Genomic DNA, 15,249 nt, shown 5'->3' on the forward strand with positions numbered 1-15,249 from the left:
CTTCGTATATCCGATCCAACAACTGGGCGAGACTATGATCGAAGTCAAAAAAGGCCTGGATCTCCCCATCACGGGAGCGCCCGAGCAGCGTATTGAAGATGCGCGGTTTGTGCGCCACGTGGCAATCCTGGGAACTGACTACGTTGGCATGAAGCCGACAATGGAAGTCCAGGAAGGGGATAAGGTCAAACTGGGCCAATTGCTCTTTACCGATAAGAAAATTGATGGTGTGCGCTATACAGCGCCCGCTGCCGGTGAAGTGCTTGCAATAAACCGTGGCGAAAAACGTCGTTTACTATCTGTCGTAATCAAAGTCGATGAAACTGAGGAAGCGGTTGAATTCGCTGCTCATGACCGTAATGCCTTGGCGCAGCTTGAACGCCAGGTCGTCGTCGACCAACTGGTAGAGTCGGGGCTATGGACTGCTTTACGCACCCGTCCTTTCTCGCGGACACCGGCCATTGATAGCACTCCGGCCGATATTTTTGTAACCGCCGTAGATACTCATCCACTTAGCCCTGACCCTGCCCTGATCATCAACGAACAGGCGCAAGCATTTGAAGATGGCCTCAAGGTGTTAGCGCGCCTGACCGAGGGCAACGTCTTCCTATGTACAGGAGATAATGGTACAGGCGGAAATGCCTCAATTCCGGGCGGCGATGTGGACGGCGTAAAAGCTGAAAGCTTTGCAGGTCCTCATCCGGCCGGACTTGTTGGTACGCATATTCACTACCTTTCGCCGGTCGCGCTGCATAAAAAAGTCTGGCACATCGGCTACCAGGACGTTATCGCGTTCGGTAAGTTGTTTGTAGAAGGGAAGTTGGATATGAGTCGGGTGGTCGCCATTGGCGGCCCACGTGCTGAAAATCCCCGCCTGGTGCGTACACGCGTCGGCGCCAGCACGGATGAACTCCTGGCCGGCGAAGTCATCAAACCCGATGACACACGCGTTATATCAGGTTCAGTGTTCTCTGGTTTTACCGCTGAAGGTAAGTTGACTTACCTTGGTCGCTTCTGCAATCAACTAAGCTTGCTTGAAGAAGGCAACAAGCGCACGTTCATGGGGTGGCTCTCTCCTGGCGCCAATCGCCACTCGATCTTGGGCATCTACATCTCCAAGATAAAGGGCCTGAGCAACTATGCGCCGACTACCTCTACCAATGGCTCCGAGCGTGCAATGGTGCCCGTAGGTGCCTATGAAACGGTTATGCCGCTGGATATCATGCCGACTCAGCTACTGCGTTCGCTGATCGTGGGCGACATTGAGGTTGCCATGCAGCTTGGGTGTTTGGAGCTGGACGAAGAGGATCTGGCGCTGTGTACGTACGTTTGCCCCGGCAAATACGAATATGGCCCCATCCTGCGTGACAATCTCACCATGATCGAGAAAGAGGCCTGATGATGGGTATTCAACAGACACTCCAAAATATCGAGCCGCATTTCCACAAAGGCGGGAAGTACGAAAAGTTCTATCCGTTATTTGAAGCGGTAGATACGATTTTTTATACGCCGCCGAGCGTGGCTAAAACTACCGCTCACGTGCGTGACGGTATCGATCTCAAACGCATCATGATTACCGTTTGGCTATGCACCTTCCCAGCCATGCTGTTCGGTATGTGGAATGCAGGCTGGCAGGCTAACACAGCTATCGACGCGGGCTACGCTTCTATGGCTGGCTGGCGCGAAGCGATTATGATGACGTTGGCAGGTGGGCATGATCCCAGCAGTTTTTGGGCTAACTTTGTCCTTGGTGCCACTTACTTCCTGCCCATCTATCTGGTCACCTTTGTTGTCGGTGGCTTCTGGGAAGTACTGTTTGCCATCAAGCGTGGCCACGAAGTGAACGAAGGTTTCTTCGTTACCTCGGTGCTGTTTGCGCTGATTCTTCCAGCCACTATTCCGCTGTGGCAGGTAGCTCTGGGGATCACCTTTGGTGTGGTAATCGGTAAAGAGATCTTCGGTGGCACGGGTAAGAACTTCTTGAACCCAGCTCTGACTGGCCGTGCATTTCTTTACTTCGCCTACCCAGCGCAAATCTCCGGTGACTCTGTATGGGTGGCCGCTGATGGCTATACTGGTGCGACGGCGCTCTCTATGGCGTTTCAGGACGGTATGTCTGCGCTGACCGACGCCTTCAGCTGGTGGGATGCCTTCCTTGGCTTTATCCCTGGCTCTGTGGGTGAGGTTTCGACGCTGGCGATCTTTATCGGCGCTGCAGTGCTGCTGTGGACGCGGATTGCCTCCTGGCGGATCATGCTAGGGGTGTTCCTGGGCATGGTGGTGACGAGCACGCTGTTTAACCTGATCGGCTCTGATTCAAATCCCATGTTTGCCATGCCATGGTACTGGCACTTGGTAATCGGTGGCTTCGCTTTCGGTATGGTTTTCATGGCGACCGACCCTGTGTCAGCCTCGATGACTAACCAAGGCCGACTGCTGTTTGGTGCGCTGATTGGTGTGATGACCGTCTTGATTCGCGTTGTGAACCCGGCTTTCCCGGAAGGCATCATGCTGGCGATTCTGTTCGCTAACCTGTTTGCACCGCTGATTGACCATTTCTTCGTTCAGGCCAATATCAAGCGTCGTGTGAAGCGTAGCGGCGTACCGGCCGAGGAGACTGCCTAATGGCACAAGGTAATAACTCCATCAAAAAAATCCTGATAGTGGCGTTCTCACTGTGTATCGTGTGTTCTGTCATTGTCTCGACTGCGGCGGTCGCGTTGCGACCCATGCAGCAGCTTAATCAGGAGCTCGATCGCAAAACTAATATCCTGAACGTTGCCAAGCTTTATGAGCCGGGCATGGACGTTGAAAAGGTGTTTAGCGAAGAGATCACTGCGCGAGTCGTTGATCTGGATACGGGTGAATACTCTGATGAGTTCGATCCCGATACCTACGACAGTTTTGAGGCCGCTCGAGACCCAGCTTCGGGACGCACGCTTTCCGGCGATCAGGACATCGCGGGGCTATCACGCGTTGAAAACTTCGCCACGGTTTACCTGATTGGCGGTGAAGATGACCCGGAACAGATCGTGCTACCTATTCGTGGTCAGGGGCTTTGGGGCTTAATGCGTGGCTTCCTGGCCGTAGAGGGTGATGGCAATACCATCGTGAGTATCACCTACTACGAGCATAGCGAAACGCCAGGCCTAGGCGCTGAAGTTAACAACCCACGCTGGCAAGCTCAGTGGGAAGGTAAGAAAATTTACGATGAAGAGGGCGACCTCTCACCGGAAATTCACCTGACCAAAGGCGGTGCCAGTGACGAATACGAAGTAGATGCGCTATCTGGCGCTACGCTAACCAGTAACGGTGTGACTAATATGTTGCAGTTCTGGTTAAGCGAAGAAGCATTCGGACCTTATTTGGCTAAATTCCGTAGTGGTACTGAGCCGGAAGACGCCGAAGAGACCGATACCAACTTCGAAGACGTTGAGGGGGCCTGATCATGGCGGACGTAAATGCAAAAGGCGTTTTAACGGCGCCGATTTTCCACAACAACCCCATTGCGCTCCAGATTCTGGGGATTTGTTCGGCACTGGCGGTAACCACCAGTATGAGCGTATCGCTCGTTATGGCATTGGCGGTTATCTTTGTTAGTTCGTTATCGAATCTGTTCGTATCGTTGATCAGGAATCATATTCCCTCTTCGATTCGTATCATCGTGCAGATGACCATTATTGCCTCGCTGGTCATCGTGGTTGACCAGATTCTAAAAGCCTACGCCTATGAGATGTCCAAGCAGCTCTCGGTGTTTGTTGGCCTGATCATTACCAACTGTATCGTCATGGGGCGTGCAGAAGGTTTTGCGATGTCCAACACGCCGGGCATTTCATTTTTAGACGGTATCGGCAATGGTCTTGGCTACGGTTTCGTGCTCATGGTAGTGGGCTTTGTACGCGAGCTGCTAGGCTCGGGCAGCGTATTTGGCTTCACTATTTTCCAAACCGTGCAAAATGGCGGTTGGTACGTGCCAAACGGCTTGCTGTTACTGCCGCCTTCCGCGTTCTTTATTATCGGCCTACTGATCTGGGTGATGCGCTCTGTTAACCCTGAGCAAGTAGAAGATAATGAGTTCAAAATGAAGGAAAACACCAAGCCTCAGGAGGCCGTGTAACATGGAACATTATCTGAGTCTTTTTGTTGCCTCGGTGTTTGTTGAGAACATGGCGCTGGCCTTCTTCCTGGGCATGTGTACCTTCTTGGCGGTTTCCAAAAAGGTCTCCTCAGCGATTGGTCTAGGTATTGCGGTTATCGTTGTGCTGACCGTTACGGTACCGGTGAACAACCTGGTATTTACCTACTTGCTGCAAGAAGGGGCGTTGACCTGGACCGGCATCAACGGTGCTGAGAATATTGACCTGTCGTTCCTGGGCCTGCTCTCTTATATCGGTGTCATTGCTGCACTCGTACAGATCATGGAGATGTTCCTCGATAAGTACGTGCCTACGCTTTATAACGCACTAGGGGTATTCCTGCCGCTGATCACCGTTAACTGCGCCATCTTGGGTGGCGTACTGTTCATGGTTGAGCGTAACTACAACTTCGGCGAAGCCGTGGTTTATGGCTTTGGTGCAGGTACCGGCTGGGCGTTGGCGATAGCCGCACTAGCGGGTATTCGTGAAAAGCTGAAGTACAGCGATGTGCCGGGCGGCCTGCAAGGGCTGGGCATTACTTTCATCACCGTGGGTCTGATGTCGTTGGGCTTTATGTCCTTCTCAGGCATTCAGCTTTAATCGGAGCCGGTTTTCTCAGCGGTGCCAAGGGCGTCGCTGGGTAATTAAAACCGCCAGCAATAGGAAACCGACATGGTTGATACAACAGTCATCTTGCTCGGTGTTGTCATGTTTACGGTCATCGTTATTAGTTTGACGGCGATCATTCTGGCAGCTCGTAGCAAGCTTGTGAGTAGTGGGGACGTGACCATCGAGGTCAACGGCGACCCGGAGCATACTTTAAGTACTCAGGCCGGTGGTAAGCTGCTAAATACGCTTGCTGCCAACGGGATTTTTCTCTCTTCCGCCTGTGGTGGCGGTGGTTCATGTGCCCAGTGCAAGTGTCGGGTAGAAGAGGGCGGTGGCTCAATTCTTCCCACCGAAGAGTCGCATTTCACTATGCGCGAGAAGAAAGAGGGCTGGCGTCTATCTTGTCAGGTGCCTGTGAAGCAGGACATGAGGATAGAAGTCCCTGAAGAGGTCTTTGGGGTGAAAAAGTGGGAGTGCGAGGTTATTGCTAATCCCAACGTTGCCACCTTTATCAAAGAGCTGAACTTGAAACTGCCTGAAGGTGAAGAAGTAGCTTTCCGTGCCGGTGGCTATGTACAGCTCGTCGCACCGCCTTACGATATCAAGTTCTCTGACTTTGATATCGATGAGGAGTATCGGGGCGATTGGGAAAAATTTGATATGTTCAAAGTTTCCCATAAGAATAACGAGGAAGTGATTCGCGCCTACTCCATGGCGAACTACCCGGATGAAAAGGGTATCCTCAAATTCAACATCCGTATTGCGACACCGCCTCCCGGCACTGATCATCCGCCTGGCTTGATGTCTACTTACGTATTCAGCCTGAAAGAGGGCGATAAAGTCACCGTGATGGGTCCGTTTGGTGAGTTCTTTGCCCGTGATACTGACGCCGAGATGATCTTTATCGGTGGCGGTGCGGGTATGGCACCGATGCGTAGCCATATTTTCGACCAGTTGAAGCGTTTGAAGACTGACCGCAAAATTAGCTTCTGGTACGGCGCACGCTCTTGGCGTGAAACTTTCTACAACGAAGAGTACGATCAATTAGCCGAAGAGTTTCCTAACTTTGAGTGGCACTTGGCGCTCTCTGATGCTCTGCCAGAAGACAACTGGGAAGGCCCAACCGGCTTTATCCATAACGTGCTGTACGAAAACTATCTGAAGGACCATCCGGCGCCGGAAGATTGTGAGTACTACATGTGCGGGCCGCCGATGATGAACGCCTCGGTTATCAAGCTGCTGCTTGATATGGGGGTTGAGCCGGAAAATATCCTGTTGGATGATTTCGGTGGCTAAACTGTCGGTGTAGAGCTGATAGTTGTTGTAAGCGGGGCTGGCCTTTTGGTCGGCCCCGTTTGTTTTATAGATGAAGACGCGCCCCAAGCGCTGATATGAATAGCTCGGCTGAGGTACAATAGGGCTAATCAATAAAGACCGTGAGGCACTTATCTATACGACTGTTGTCGGCAGGTGAGGCAAATAATTTTAAGCTAGGCAATGTAACGCTGGGAGGTTGATATGACTATTTGGCTACTGGTATTCGGTTTCATGGCACTGGTTATGGGTGCGATGGCCGTGGGCGTCATTATGGGACGCAAACCAATTGCCGGTTCATGCGGTGGTTTGAATCAAATCGGCATGAAAGACGGCTGCGATATTTGCGGCGGTAAAGACGAAGTCTGCGAAGAAGAGAACCGCAAGCGTGGCAGCGTACGCCGCCGTAGTGATGAAAGCCGCGGCGCCGATTTAGGCTACGACGCATCACGTCGGTGAGTGGTAAGTAGTGAATAGTAAGTGGTCAATAGTGGGTGATATAAAGGCATGCAGCTCTAAGTGGCCCCATCAGCAGTGATTCGATGCATAAAACATGCGTGTTGGGCGGGCGTGTTTTTCTAACGGGGAATAGGAGACGCAGCGAGTATGGCGGTTCACAATTACGATGTCGTGGTTATTGGTACGGGTCCTGCGGGAGAAAGCGCGGCTATTAACGCTGCAAAACATGGCCAACGCGTGGCGATTATTGAAAAGCAGGCCCAGGTAGGGGGCAACTGCACTCACTGGGGAACGATTCCTTCCAAAGCGTTGCGCCATCAGGTCAAACAGATCCTGGCGTTTAACACTAACCGTATGTTCCGCGATATTGGTGAACCGCGCTGGTTCTCTTTTCCGAAAGTGATGGAGCGCTCACGTGGCACGATCGACAAGCAGGTCGAAATGCGTACCACGTTTTATGCGCGTAACCGCATCGATCTATTCCATGGCGTTGCCCGGTTTAAAGATGAGCATACCCTGGTAGTGCGTGACAGCCAGGAAGGCATGGAAGAGCTAGTAGCCAAGAAAGTTGTTATCGCCACCGGCTCGCGCCCCTATCGCCCGGCGGATATTAATTTCCGCCATCCGCGCATCTACTGCTCTGATACGATTTTAAGTCTTTCGCATACGCCGCGAACACTGGTGATTTTTGGGGCCGGTGTGATTGGCTGTGAGTATGCATCGATTTTTTCTGGGTTAGGTGTCAAGGTCGATCTGATTAATAACCGCGACAGCCTTCTATCATTCTTGGATGACGAGATTAGCGATGCGCTCTCCTACCATTTGCGCAAACATGGTGTGTTAGTGCGCCATAATGAAGAGTATGAGAGCGTTGAGGGCGATGAATCAGGTGTCGTCGTGCGTCTCAATTCGGGTAAGAAAATTCGTGCAGACGCGTTTTTATGGGCGAACGGCCGAACCGGTAATACCGACAGTTTAGGCTTGGAGAATATTGGCTTAAACGCCAATGGGCGTGGCCAACTCAGTGTCGATGAGCATTACCGTACCGAGGTGCCGCATATTTATGCGGCGGGTGATGTGATTGGTTGGCCAAGCTTGGCGAGTGCCGCCTATGACCAGGGGTTGAACTCGTGTAATGAATTGCTCGATAAAGAGTATCGCTTTGTTAGCGATGTGCCGACCGGTATTTATACCATTCCCGAAATCAGCTCCTTTGGGCCGAATGAGCGCGAGCTGACAGAAGCAAAAGTACCATACGAAGTTGGCAAAGCCTTTTTCAAAGATACCGCACGGGCGCAAATTACCGGCGATACGGTCGGCATGCTTAAGATCCTCTTTCATCAGGACACGTTGGAAATATTGGGGATTCACTGTTTTGGGGATCAAGCCTCTGAAATTCTGCATATCGGCCAAGCGATCATGCAGCAAGAGGGCGGCGCCAATACACTTAAGTATTTTGTTAATACCACCTTCAACTATCCCACAATGGCGGAGGCTTATCGGGTGGCTGCGCAAAATGGCTTAAATCGAGTGTTTTAATCTTTAAGCGCTAAAAATCAATGGTTTGGCTTGTAAGTATGGGGAAGTACGTTTTTTCCTCACTGAGCGCTGTTGGAGCTGCGTGTGGCAACATGCTTTCAACGCAGTTGCGTCCCAGTGCTTTGGCTTGATATAGCGCTTTATCCGCAAAGCAGTAGAGCTGTTCATAGGTGTGAATGCCGCCGTATCCGGTTGTTACACCAATGCTGACGGTAGGGTTCGCGTTCAGTGCCAGGCCATCGAGCTGATTGCTTTCAATCTCTCGGCGCAGTCGATCTGCCACCTGCAGCGCATCATGGGTGGTGGTGTTGGGCATTAGTAAACAAAACTCTTCACCCCCAATTCTTGCCAGGGTATCCGATGGTCGGCTCAGGTGACGCAGTTGCTGACTGATCTGACGCAGCACTTCATCGCCGGTAGGGTGCCCATAGGTGTCGTTAATTTGCTTAAAGTAATCTAGGTCCAACAGCAGTAGGCTGAGCGGCTTGTTATCACGCTGTGCTTGAGCCAGAGCAGCTTGGGCGGCACTGACTAAATGCCGACGGTTATAAAGCCCGGTCAATTCATCGATTAACATCAGCTGCTGCATTAAAGTGCGTTGGCGATGTAGATGCACAACCGCCAGGCAGAGCGTGATCGCTGCACTAACTACCAGCACCAGTAGTACGCTAACCGCGATTGAAAGCCGTTGCATATCTAAACGTTGCCGAAAAGAAAGGGCATGAATTTCGTCCGATAATTTGCTATAGAGCCCTGCCTGCATGCCTCCCGCCGCGATAGCTGAGCGTTGCAACGAGTCAATAAGTTCGGGGCGTTGATGAGCTTCTTGTAACTGTTGCGCTAAGTGCACCAAGTGCTTATCAAGTTTGCTAAAATGGCCTTGAAGATATTCGACTCTCGAAACGAGAGAGCGGGTTCGAATGTTCGATTGGATAGTCGTTAAATGCTGTTGAGAGAGCGAAATAAAATAACTAATAGATTCAATATGGTTGCTGTTAGCTTGACGACTGCTGTCTTCTAACGCAGCTCGCAATAGTGGTGCAGCTTGCTGCGCCAGCATAACGTCACTAATCAATGAGGTGTAATCAGCACTGGCTTTTTGACAAGCGTTGTAAACATAGCTGCCCACCAGGGCCGACATGGCACAGAGGATAATGGCAAAAATGACGGCCATACTCCTGCCAGGCTGCTGAATGAAACGAGAAATCATCACGACACCATCGACGTGATAATAGAGATGGTGTCCCTGTTGGCGAAGGGGAGTGAGCACAAGGCTACGTGCGGAGCGTGCTTATGATGCAAAAGGTATTTCCGCATGGCACCTCTCCCATTAATGGTCAGGTAGTCCAAAGAACAACTTGAAAACGTCTTCCTTATGCAACTTAAGCACTCGCCCGCAAACTCTGCCATCCCACAACTTTACTAATTGTAGGATCATACTTATGCTCGTTATTATTAATAAATAGTGGTATTAGTTGATATTTAACGGTTATTTAGCGAGTCTAAGGCTAGCCGCGCTTTTTCTTGCCAGCTACCTTCAAGTGAAGCGGCTTGAGTTAGTGCCTTACGTGCAGCATCAGACTGATCTAGCTGACGTAATACAAGACCTAGATTTAGCCAAGCGGCCCCAATCTCTTCATCAAGCTCGGTTGCGCGCTCAAACGCTTCGCGTGCCTTGTCGGGTTGCCGGTCGGCGTAAAAGGCGTTGCCCAGCGCGAACTGACCCACTGCGTTAGCCGGATGGCGCTCTACAAACGCTTCCCAACTGGAAAGTGCTGCCTGAGGCCCGTGGCTCTCTTCGTAGGCGCTAATCGCCTCTAGCGCGTTACGGGCGGTAATGCCCGTGGGCAGTGTGCCTGGCTCGGCAACGACAAATCCCCACCGTTCAGTGCGTGCCCAGGTCGCGTCAAAGCGACTAAACGACATCGTATGGCGCTCAACCTCACCGCTACGCAGGATAAGAGTCTCGTTAGGTAAGTCGTAACCAATCGCAACCGCATAGTGCCACATGGGGTAAATGGGTAATGATAAATTTTGCATGACCACGACAGGATCTCCCGCTGCCAAGTGGCCTAGCAGCTCATCCATCGTGCCGCGAATAGGATAAGCTATCTGCTTATAACGGCGCACAGTGGCGAGCATTTCAGGCTGTACACTGCCATCGCGCTCCGGCAAGAATACTTGTGGAATCAGTTGCTCAACGTCCGTCTCAACATCTTGATGATTAAGCACCATTGCGAGCGTTGCAGGTCCGCACTGAAATTCCGTTTGCGCATAAAATGGAACGCTTTCAATCTCAACTTGCGGCGGCAGCTCGCTGTAACTGCTTTGCAGTAACACCGGGTTACGGGCACAGCCGCTCATTAGTAGCAGCAAAATAAAAACGCCCGCAAAGCGGGCGTGATAAAACCTGTGATTCATGTGTTGCCTATTAACGAGTGAACGGATAAACGTCGGTTAGACCGAGAATGTCGGTGACTAACAAAATGATGAAAACGGCGAATAAAGCGCCTACAACGCCAGCACCGGCAGGCAGTTGCTCAAGCTGCTCGGCCATCTGCTGTGCTTCAGCATCGCTAAGTGCGGCAACACGGGCATCGACTTCGTCCAAGTCAACACCCTGTTTTAGCAGCTGATCTTGCACATCGGCGCGGGCCAGAATTTCGTTGATACGTTCACGGTCAGCGCCCGCACGATCACCTGCCAAAACAGATTGGGTAGAGACTAAATCCATTGACTGAGGTGCAGCGGGGGCGGCAGCAACGGGTAGGCTGGTAATAACGAGTGCCGCAATGAGCAGGGTAGAGAGGTAAGCACGCAATGTTTTCATCGTCTTCTTCCTTATAGACTAGTCGGGTGGGGACAAGCTTTTTTTATGGCTTGAATCAACAGTATAGAAACTATTGAAGTGATTTTTAAGCCCAATATGCAAAGTGCTAATTATTTGCACTAATGCGATAAGTACTAATGCGATAAGTCCAGGCGCTCTCTGAGAGTAACCCGCGTCCCCCGGCCATGGTCATGGCCAAATCGTGTAACCCTGGCCACAGCGGTACCGCTGCTGCTCCCTTGACGGCTAAATCAAGCCGTTGCGCCATTAACAGCAGCTTATGCAGGCGCTTCATAGGCAAACGGCTGATGGCCTTTTGATAGGCCGGGCGGCGCTTATCAAAAATCATCGGCTTTTGGCCTTTGCAAGCGTGTTCAAAGCTCTGCCCTTGATCAAGATGCTGGTGCAGCGAAAGTAGCGTGCGCAGTTCACGGGTCAGTGCCCACAGCACAATTGGCGCTTCAACGCCTTCACTACGCAGGCCATTAACAATGCGTGAAGCGCGGCTGGGTTCGCCTTTTAAGCAGGCATCGGCCAGGTTGAAAACATCAAAGCGTGTGCTGTCTTCGACCCCTTGGGCAATGCTCTCTACGTTAAGGCGCGTGCCTTGAGGATGAATCAGCGCCAGCTTTTGCAGCTCCTGATCGGCGGCTAGTAAGTTGCCTTCGGTGCGCTCGCCCAGCAGGCGGGCCGCATCCAACTCAATTTGCAAACCGTGCAGCGAAGCGCGGTCGCGTAGCCAGTAACCCAAACGGGAAGCATCGACAGGCCAGACCGGTACAAACAGACCATGCTTATCGAGTGTTTTAAACCAAGCGGCTTTTTGCTGCTTGGCGTCGAGCTTGCCCATACTGATGAGCAGGACATCATCGCTGTTATCCAGCGTCTCGGCATACTGCGCCAGCGCTTTGCTTCCTTCCTGGCCGAGCTTGTGATTACCCAGCCGCAGCTCCAGCAGCTTACTGGTCGCGAACAGCGATAGGTTGCTGGACATTTCCATCAAGCGGCCCCAGGCGAAGTTGGGCTCAACATCCAGCACTTCGCGCTCTTCAACACCCGATTGTCGAGCGGCGGCCCTTACCGCATCGCAGGCATCGCGATGCTGCAAGGGCTCGTCGCCCGCCACGATCACCACGCGAGGAAGCTTTTTTGCCAACGCAGCGGGTAGCTGATCAGCAAATACCTTCACTGCATGCCCTCAACGTAAGTGAGGCGCTCGATAATGCGTTGAGAGAGCTGACGCGCCAGCGTTTGTTCGGCTTCCATCATCAGCGTTTCGCGGTTGAGCAGGTCGTCATCGTTGACTCGAATGCGCGTGCTCGTCGATACCGTTGCGTTATTGATGTGATAAGCATTAGAGGCGCGCTCCTGCACTGAAAGCGAGGTTCTTAGGGTGAGCTCATGCTCCCGACTGGCGCGGCCATCGCCGCCTAGCTGGCGTTCCGCTAACGATGGTGTTCCCAACGTCACCCGCCAAGGTGCACCGGCCTCAACCTGGGTGCCAAGCTGTTGAAGACGCGCTGCGACCCGCTGGGCTACGGCGCTATTGGTATCGCCCTCTAAGGAGAGAGTGGGCAGCGTAGGCAGCGATTCGCTGCCCCGTAGCTGAAAACCACAGCCGCTGAGTAGCACCGCCGCGGAGGCGGCGATGCTTAGGGTAAGAAACTTGCGACGATTCATCCGCTCACCACAATGTTGACCAATTTGCCGGGCACCACGATCACTTTACGCACGGTGTTACCTTCAAGGAACCGTTGAACGTTTTCGTGCTCCATGGCGAGTTTTTCGATAGTCGCTTTATCGGCGCTTGAAGGCACCTCAAGGCGGGCGCGCAGCTTACCGTTTACCTGCACCACCAGCTCAATGCTGTCGCGGGTAAGGGCGGTTTCATCAAGAGCTGGCCAGGGTGCTTCAATTGCGGGGCCCGAGTGGCCAAGCGCTTCCCACAGGCTGTGGCACAGATGCGGCGTAATCGGCGAAAGCAGTAGTACACAGGCTTCCAACGCTTCACGGCTTACGGCGAGACCAAGCTCGGAAGTATCTTCAAACTTACCAATCGCGTTAGAGAGCTCCATCACCGCGGCAATGGCAGTATTGAAGGTAGTGCGGCGGCCAATATCGTCGCTGGCTTTCTTGATCGTCTCGTGAGTTTTCCGACGCAGCGCTTTTTGGTCGTCGTTGAGCGCATCGATAGTTAGCGTGCCCGGCGTACCGGCTGCCAAATGCTCGTTAACCTGACGCCACAGGCGCTTCAAGAAGCGGTGGGCGCCTTCAACGCCAGAATCCGACCACTCCAGCGACTGCTCGGGCGGGGCGGCAAACATCATAAACAGGCGCACGGTATCAGCGCCGAACTTGTCGATCATCGACTGAGGGTCAACGCCGTTGTTTTTCGATTTAGACATCTTCTCGATGCCGCCCATTTCCACCGGCTCGCCGTCGCTCATCAGAATGGCGCTGAGCGGGCGGCCTTTCTCGTCGCGCTTCACTTCTACATCAGCCGGGTTAAACCACTGCTTGCCGCCGTTATCGGTAGAGCGGTAGAAGGTTTCGGCGATCACCATGCCTTGGGTCAGCAGCTGCTGGAACGGCTCGTCGGAATCCACCAAACCGAAGTCGCGCATCAGCTTGTGGAAGAAGCGCGCATACAGCAGATGCAGAATGGCGTGCTCGATACCGCCAATATAGAGATCCACCGGCAGCCAGTAGTTGGCGCGCTCATCCAGCATGGCCTCGGTATTGTCGGCACAGCAGAAGCGCGCGTAGTACCAGGAGGACTCCATAAAGGTGTCGAAGGTGTCGGTTTCGCGGGTCCAGCCGTCGCCCAGGTCAGAGAAGGCGGGCATCTTTTTCAGCGGCGAGCCGGAGGCATCCACGGTGACTTCCATGGGCAGCGATACCGGCAGCTCGTCATCGGTGAGCGGTACGGTTTGACCTTCCGGGCCGTATTTGACCGGAATCGGTGCGCCCCAGTAGCGCTGACGGGCAACACCCCAGTCCCGCAGGCGGAAGTTAGTTTTGACTTCGCCACGGCCAAGTTCCGCAAGCTTTGCAGCAATGGCGTCAAAGGCTTGCTCAAAGCCCAGGCCATCGAATTCACCGGAATTGACTACCGTGCCGTATTCGGCGTAGGCAGCTTCGGAAATATCCGCAGGCTGGCCGCTCTCGTCGGCAATGACTGCTTTAATCGGTATGCCGTACTTAGTGGCAAACTCCCAGTCGCGCTGGTCATGGCCGGGCACCGCCATGACCGCACCGGTACCAAACTCCATCAGCACGAAGTTAGCTACGTAAACGGGCACTTCATCGCCGGTCAGCGGGTGAACCGCCCTATGCCCGGTGAGCATGCCTTTCTTCTCTTTGGTGGCCATTTCGGCTTCAGTGGTACCACCTTTAGCACACTCATCGCAGAATGCAGCCAGATCGCTATTCTGTTCGGCTGCCTGCTTGGCCAGCGGGTGGCCAGCGGCAACGGCCACATAGGTCACACCCAACAGTGTATCCGGGCGGGTGGTATAAACCGCTAGCGGTTCATTGGCTTGGCCATCAGCGTCTTTAACATCAAAGGTCATCTCGACGCCGCGGGATTTGCCAATCCAGTTGCGCTGCATGGTTTTGACCTGCTCCGGCCACTCTACTTTATCCAGATCGGCGAGCAGTTCATCGGCGTAGTCGGTAATCTTCAAGAACCACAGCGGGATCTCTTTACGCTCAACCAGCGCACCGGAGCGCCAGCCGCGGCCCTCGATAACCTGCTCATTGGCGAGTACCGTCTGATCGACCGGATCCCAGTTGACCGTCGACATCTTCTTGTACACCAGGCCTTTTTCCACCAGCTTGGTGAAGAACCACTGTTCCCAGCGGTAGTAGCTGGTATCGCAGGTGGCAAATTCACGGCTCCAGTCGTAGGCAAAGCCCAGCGCCTTCAACTGATTGCGCATGTAATCGATGTTTTGGTAGGTCCACTTGGCGGGCGGCACTTGGTTCTGGATGGCGGCGTTTTCTGCGGGCATACCAAACGCATCCCAACCCATGGGCTGCATGACATTTTTACCCTGCATGCGCTGGTAACGAGACACAACGTCACCGATAGTGTAATTACGCACGTGGCCCATGTGCAGCTTGCCGCTGGGGTAGGGGAACATGGAGAGGCAGTAAAACTTCTCGCGGTTCGCGTCCTCTACGGCTTTGAAGCACTGATGTTTGTCCCAGTACTGCTGGGCGTCGCGTTCGATTTCACGAGGGCTGTAGTGTGCGTCCATCGGTTTATTAATGCCTTGGCGTATTCGCCCAAAAGGGGCGCAAAGTGAATGTGAGATGACATCTGTCAGATAAGTGAGGTCGATTGTATCCTATGCAGGT

The 15,249-nt window shown here is 53.1% G+C and carries 14 protein-coding genes; 8 read left to right on the top strand and 6 right to left on the bottom strand.

Annotation, left to right across the window (positions count from 1 at the left end; all coding sequences use genetic code 11):
* Positions 1-34: 34 nt before the first annotated feature.
* The 8 genes from QT230_RS14850 to sthA all read left to right on the top strand — a co-directional run bounded on the left by QT230_RS14850 (position 35) and on the right by sthA (position 8,057).
* Complete coding sequence (locus tag QT230_RS14850) at positions 35-1,399, top strand: Na(+)-translocating NADH-quinone reductase subunit A (RefSeq protein WP_308322752.1); 1,365 nt, start codon at positions 35-37, stop codon at positions 1,397-1,399.
* The gene (locus QT230_RS14855; RefSeq protein WP_308322753.1) at positions 1,399-2,625 is read left to right on the top strand and encodes an NADH:ubiquinone reductase (Na(+)-transporting) subunit B; all 1,227 of its coding nucleotides are present in this window, start codon (positions 1,399-1,401) and stop codon (positions 2,623-2,625) included. Before QT230_RS14850 ends, QT230_RS14855 begins: the two co-directional genes overlap by 1 nt.
* Positions 2,625-3,446, top strand: coding sequence for a Na(+)-translocating NADH-quinone reductase subunit C (locus QT230_RS14860; RefSeq protein WP_308322755.1), 822 nt, complete (start codon positions 2,625-2,627; stop codon positions 3,444-3,446). Before QT230_RS14855 ends, QT230_RS14860 begins: the two co-directional genes overlap by 1 nt.
* 2 nt (positions 3,447-3,448) lie before the next feature.
* Positions 3,449-4,117, top strand: a complete 669-nt coding sequence (locus tag QT230_RS14865) for an NADH:ubiquinone reductase (Na(+)-transporting) subunit D (protein ID WP_308322756.1) — start codon at positions 3,449-3,451, stop codon at positions 4,115-4,117.
* A 1-nt stretch (position 4,118) separates the two neighbouring features.
* Positions 4,119-4,736: an NADH:ubiquinone reductase (Na(+)-transporting) subunit E gene (nqrE, locus tag QT230_RS14870; RefSeq protein ID WP_308322757.1), complete on the top strand. Its 618-nt coding sequence runs from the start codon at positions 4,119-4,121 to the stop codon at positions 4,734-4,736.
* 72 nt (positions 4,737-4,808) lie between these two features.
* On the top strand, positions 4,809-6,041 hold the full coding sequence (gene nqrF / locus QT230_RS14875) for an NADH:ubiquinone reductase (Na(+)-transporting) subunit F (protein WP_308322759.1): 1,233 nt from the start codon (positions 4,809-4,811) through the stop codon (positions 6,039-6,041).
* Between the two features lie 222 nt (positions 6,042-6,263).
* Positions 6,264-6,518 (top strand): (Na+)-NQR maturation NqrM, encoded by a 255-nt coding sequence (nqrM, locus tag QT230_RS14880; protein ID WP_308322760.1) that lies wholly within the window; start codon positions 6,264-6,266, stop codon positions 6,516-6,518.
* 147 nt (positions 6,519-6,665) lie between these two features.
* Positions 6,666-8,057 (top strand): Si-specific NAD(P)(+) transhydrogenase, encoded by a 1,392-nt coding sequence (gene sthA, locus QT230_RS14885; RefSeq protein ID WP_308322761.1) that lies wholly within the window; start codon positions 6,666-6,668, stop codon positions 8,055-8,057.
* Between the two features lie 10 nt (positions 8,058-8,067).
* Here sthA and QT230_RS14890 read toward each other — a convergent pair whose 3' ends face one another.
* The 6 genes from QT230_RS14890 to leuS all read right to left on the bottom strand — a co-directional run bounded on the left by QT230_RS14890 (position 8,068) and on the right by leuS (position 15,149).
* Positions 8,068-9,267, bottom strand: coding sequence for a GGDEF domain-containing protein (locus QT230_RS14890; RefSeq protein ID WP_308322762.1), 1,200 nt, complete (start codon positions 9,265-9,267; stop codon positions 8,068-8,070).
* A gap of 272 nt (positions 9,268-9,539) precedes the next feature.
* Positions 9,540-10,478, bottom strand: a complete 939-nt coding sequence (locus QT230_RS14895; protein WP_308322764.1) for a PA2778 family cysteine peptidase — start codon at positions 10,476-10,478, stop codon at positions 9,540-9,542.
* A 10-nt stretch (positions 10,479-10,488) separates the two neighbouring features.
* Positions 10,489-10,887 (bottom strand): PA2779 family protein, encoded by a 399-nt coding sequence (locus tag QT230_RS14900; protein WP_308322765.1) that lies wholly within the window; start codon positions 10,885-10,887, stop codon positions 10,489-10,491.
* Between the two features lie 106 nt (positions 10,888-10,993).
* A complete protein-coding gene (gene holA, locus QT230_RS14905) occupies positions 10,994-12,076 on the bottom strand; it encodes a DNA polymerase III subunit delta (RefSeq protein ID WP_308322766.1) in 1,083 nt (360 codons plus the stop codon).
* Positions 12,073-12,567, bottom strand: a complete 495-nt coding sequence (locus tag QT230_RS14910; RefSeq protein WP_308322767.1) for a hypothetical protein — start codon at positions 12,565-12,567, stop codon at positions 12,073-12,075. Before QT230_RS14910 ends, holA begins: the two co-directional genes overlap by 4 nt.
* Positions 12,564-15,149: a leucine--tRNA ligase gene (gene leuS / locus QT230_RS14915; RefSeq protein ID WP_308322768.1), complete on the bottom strand. Its 2,586-nt coding sequence runs from the start codon at positions 15,147-15,149 to the stop codon at positions 12,564-12,566. The genes QT230_RS14910 and leuS overlap by 4 nt, the downstream gene beginning before the upstream one ends.
* Positions 15,150-15,249: the final 100 nt, after the last annotated feature.

It is taken from the genome of Halomonas sp. SpR8 (genome assembly GCF_031010195.1).
GTDB lineage: Bacteria > Pseudomonadota > Gammaproteobacteria > Pseudomonadales > Halomonadaceae > Vreelandella.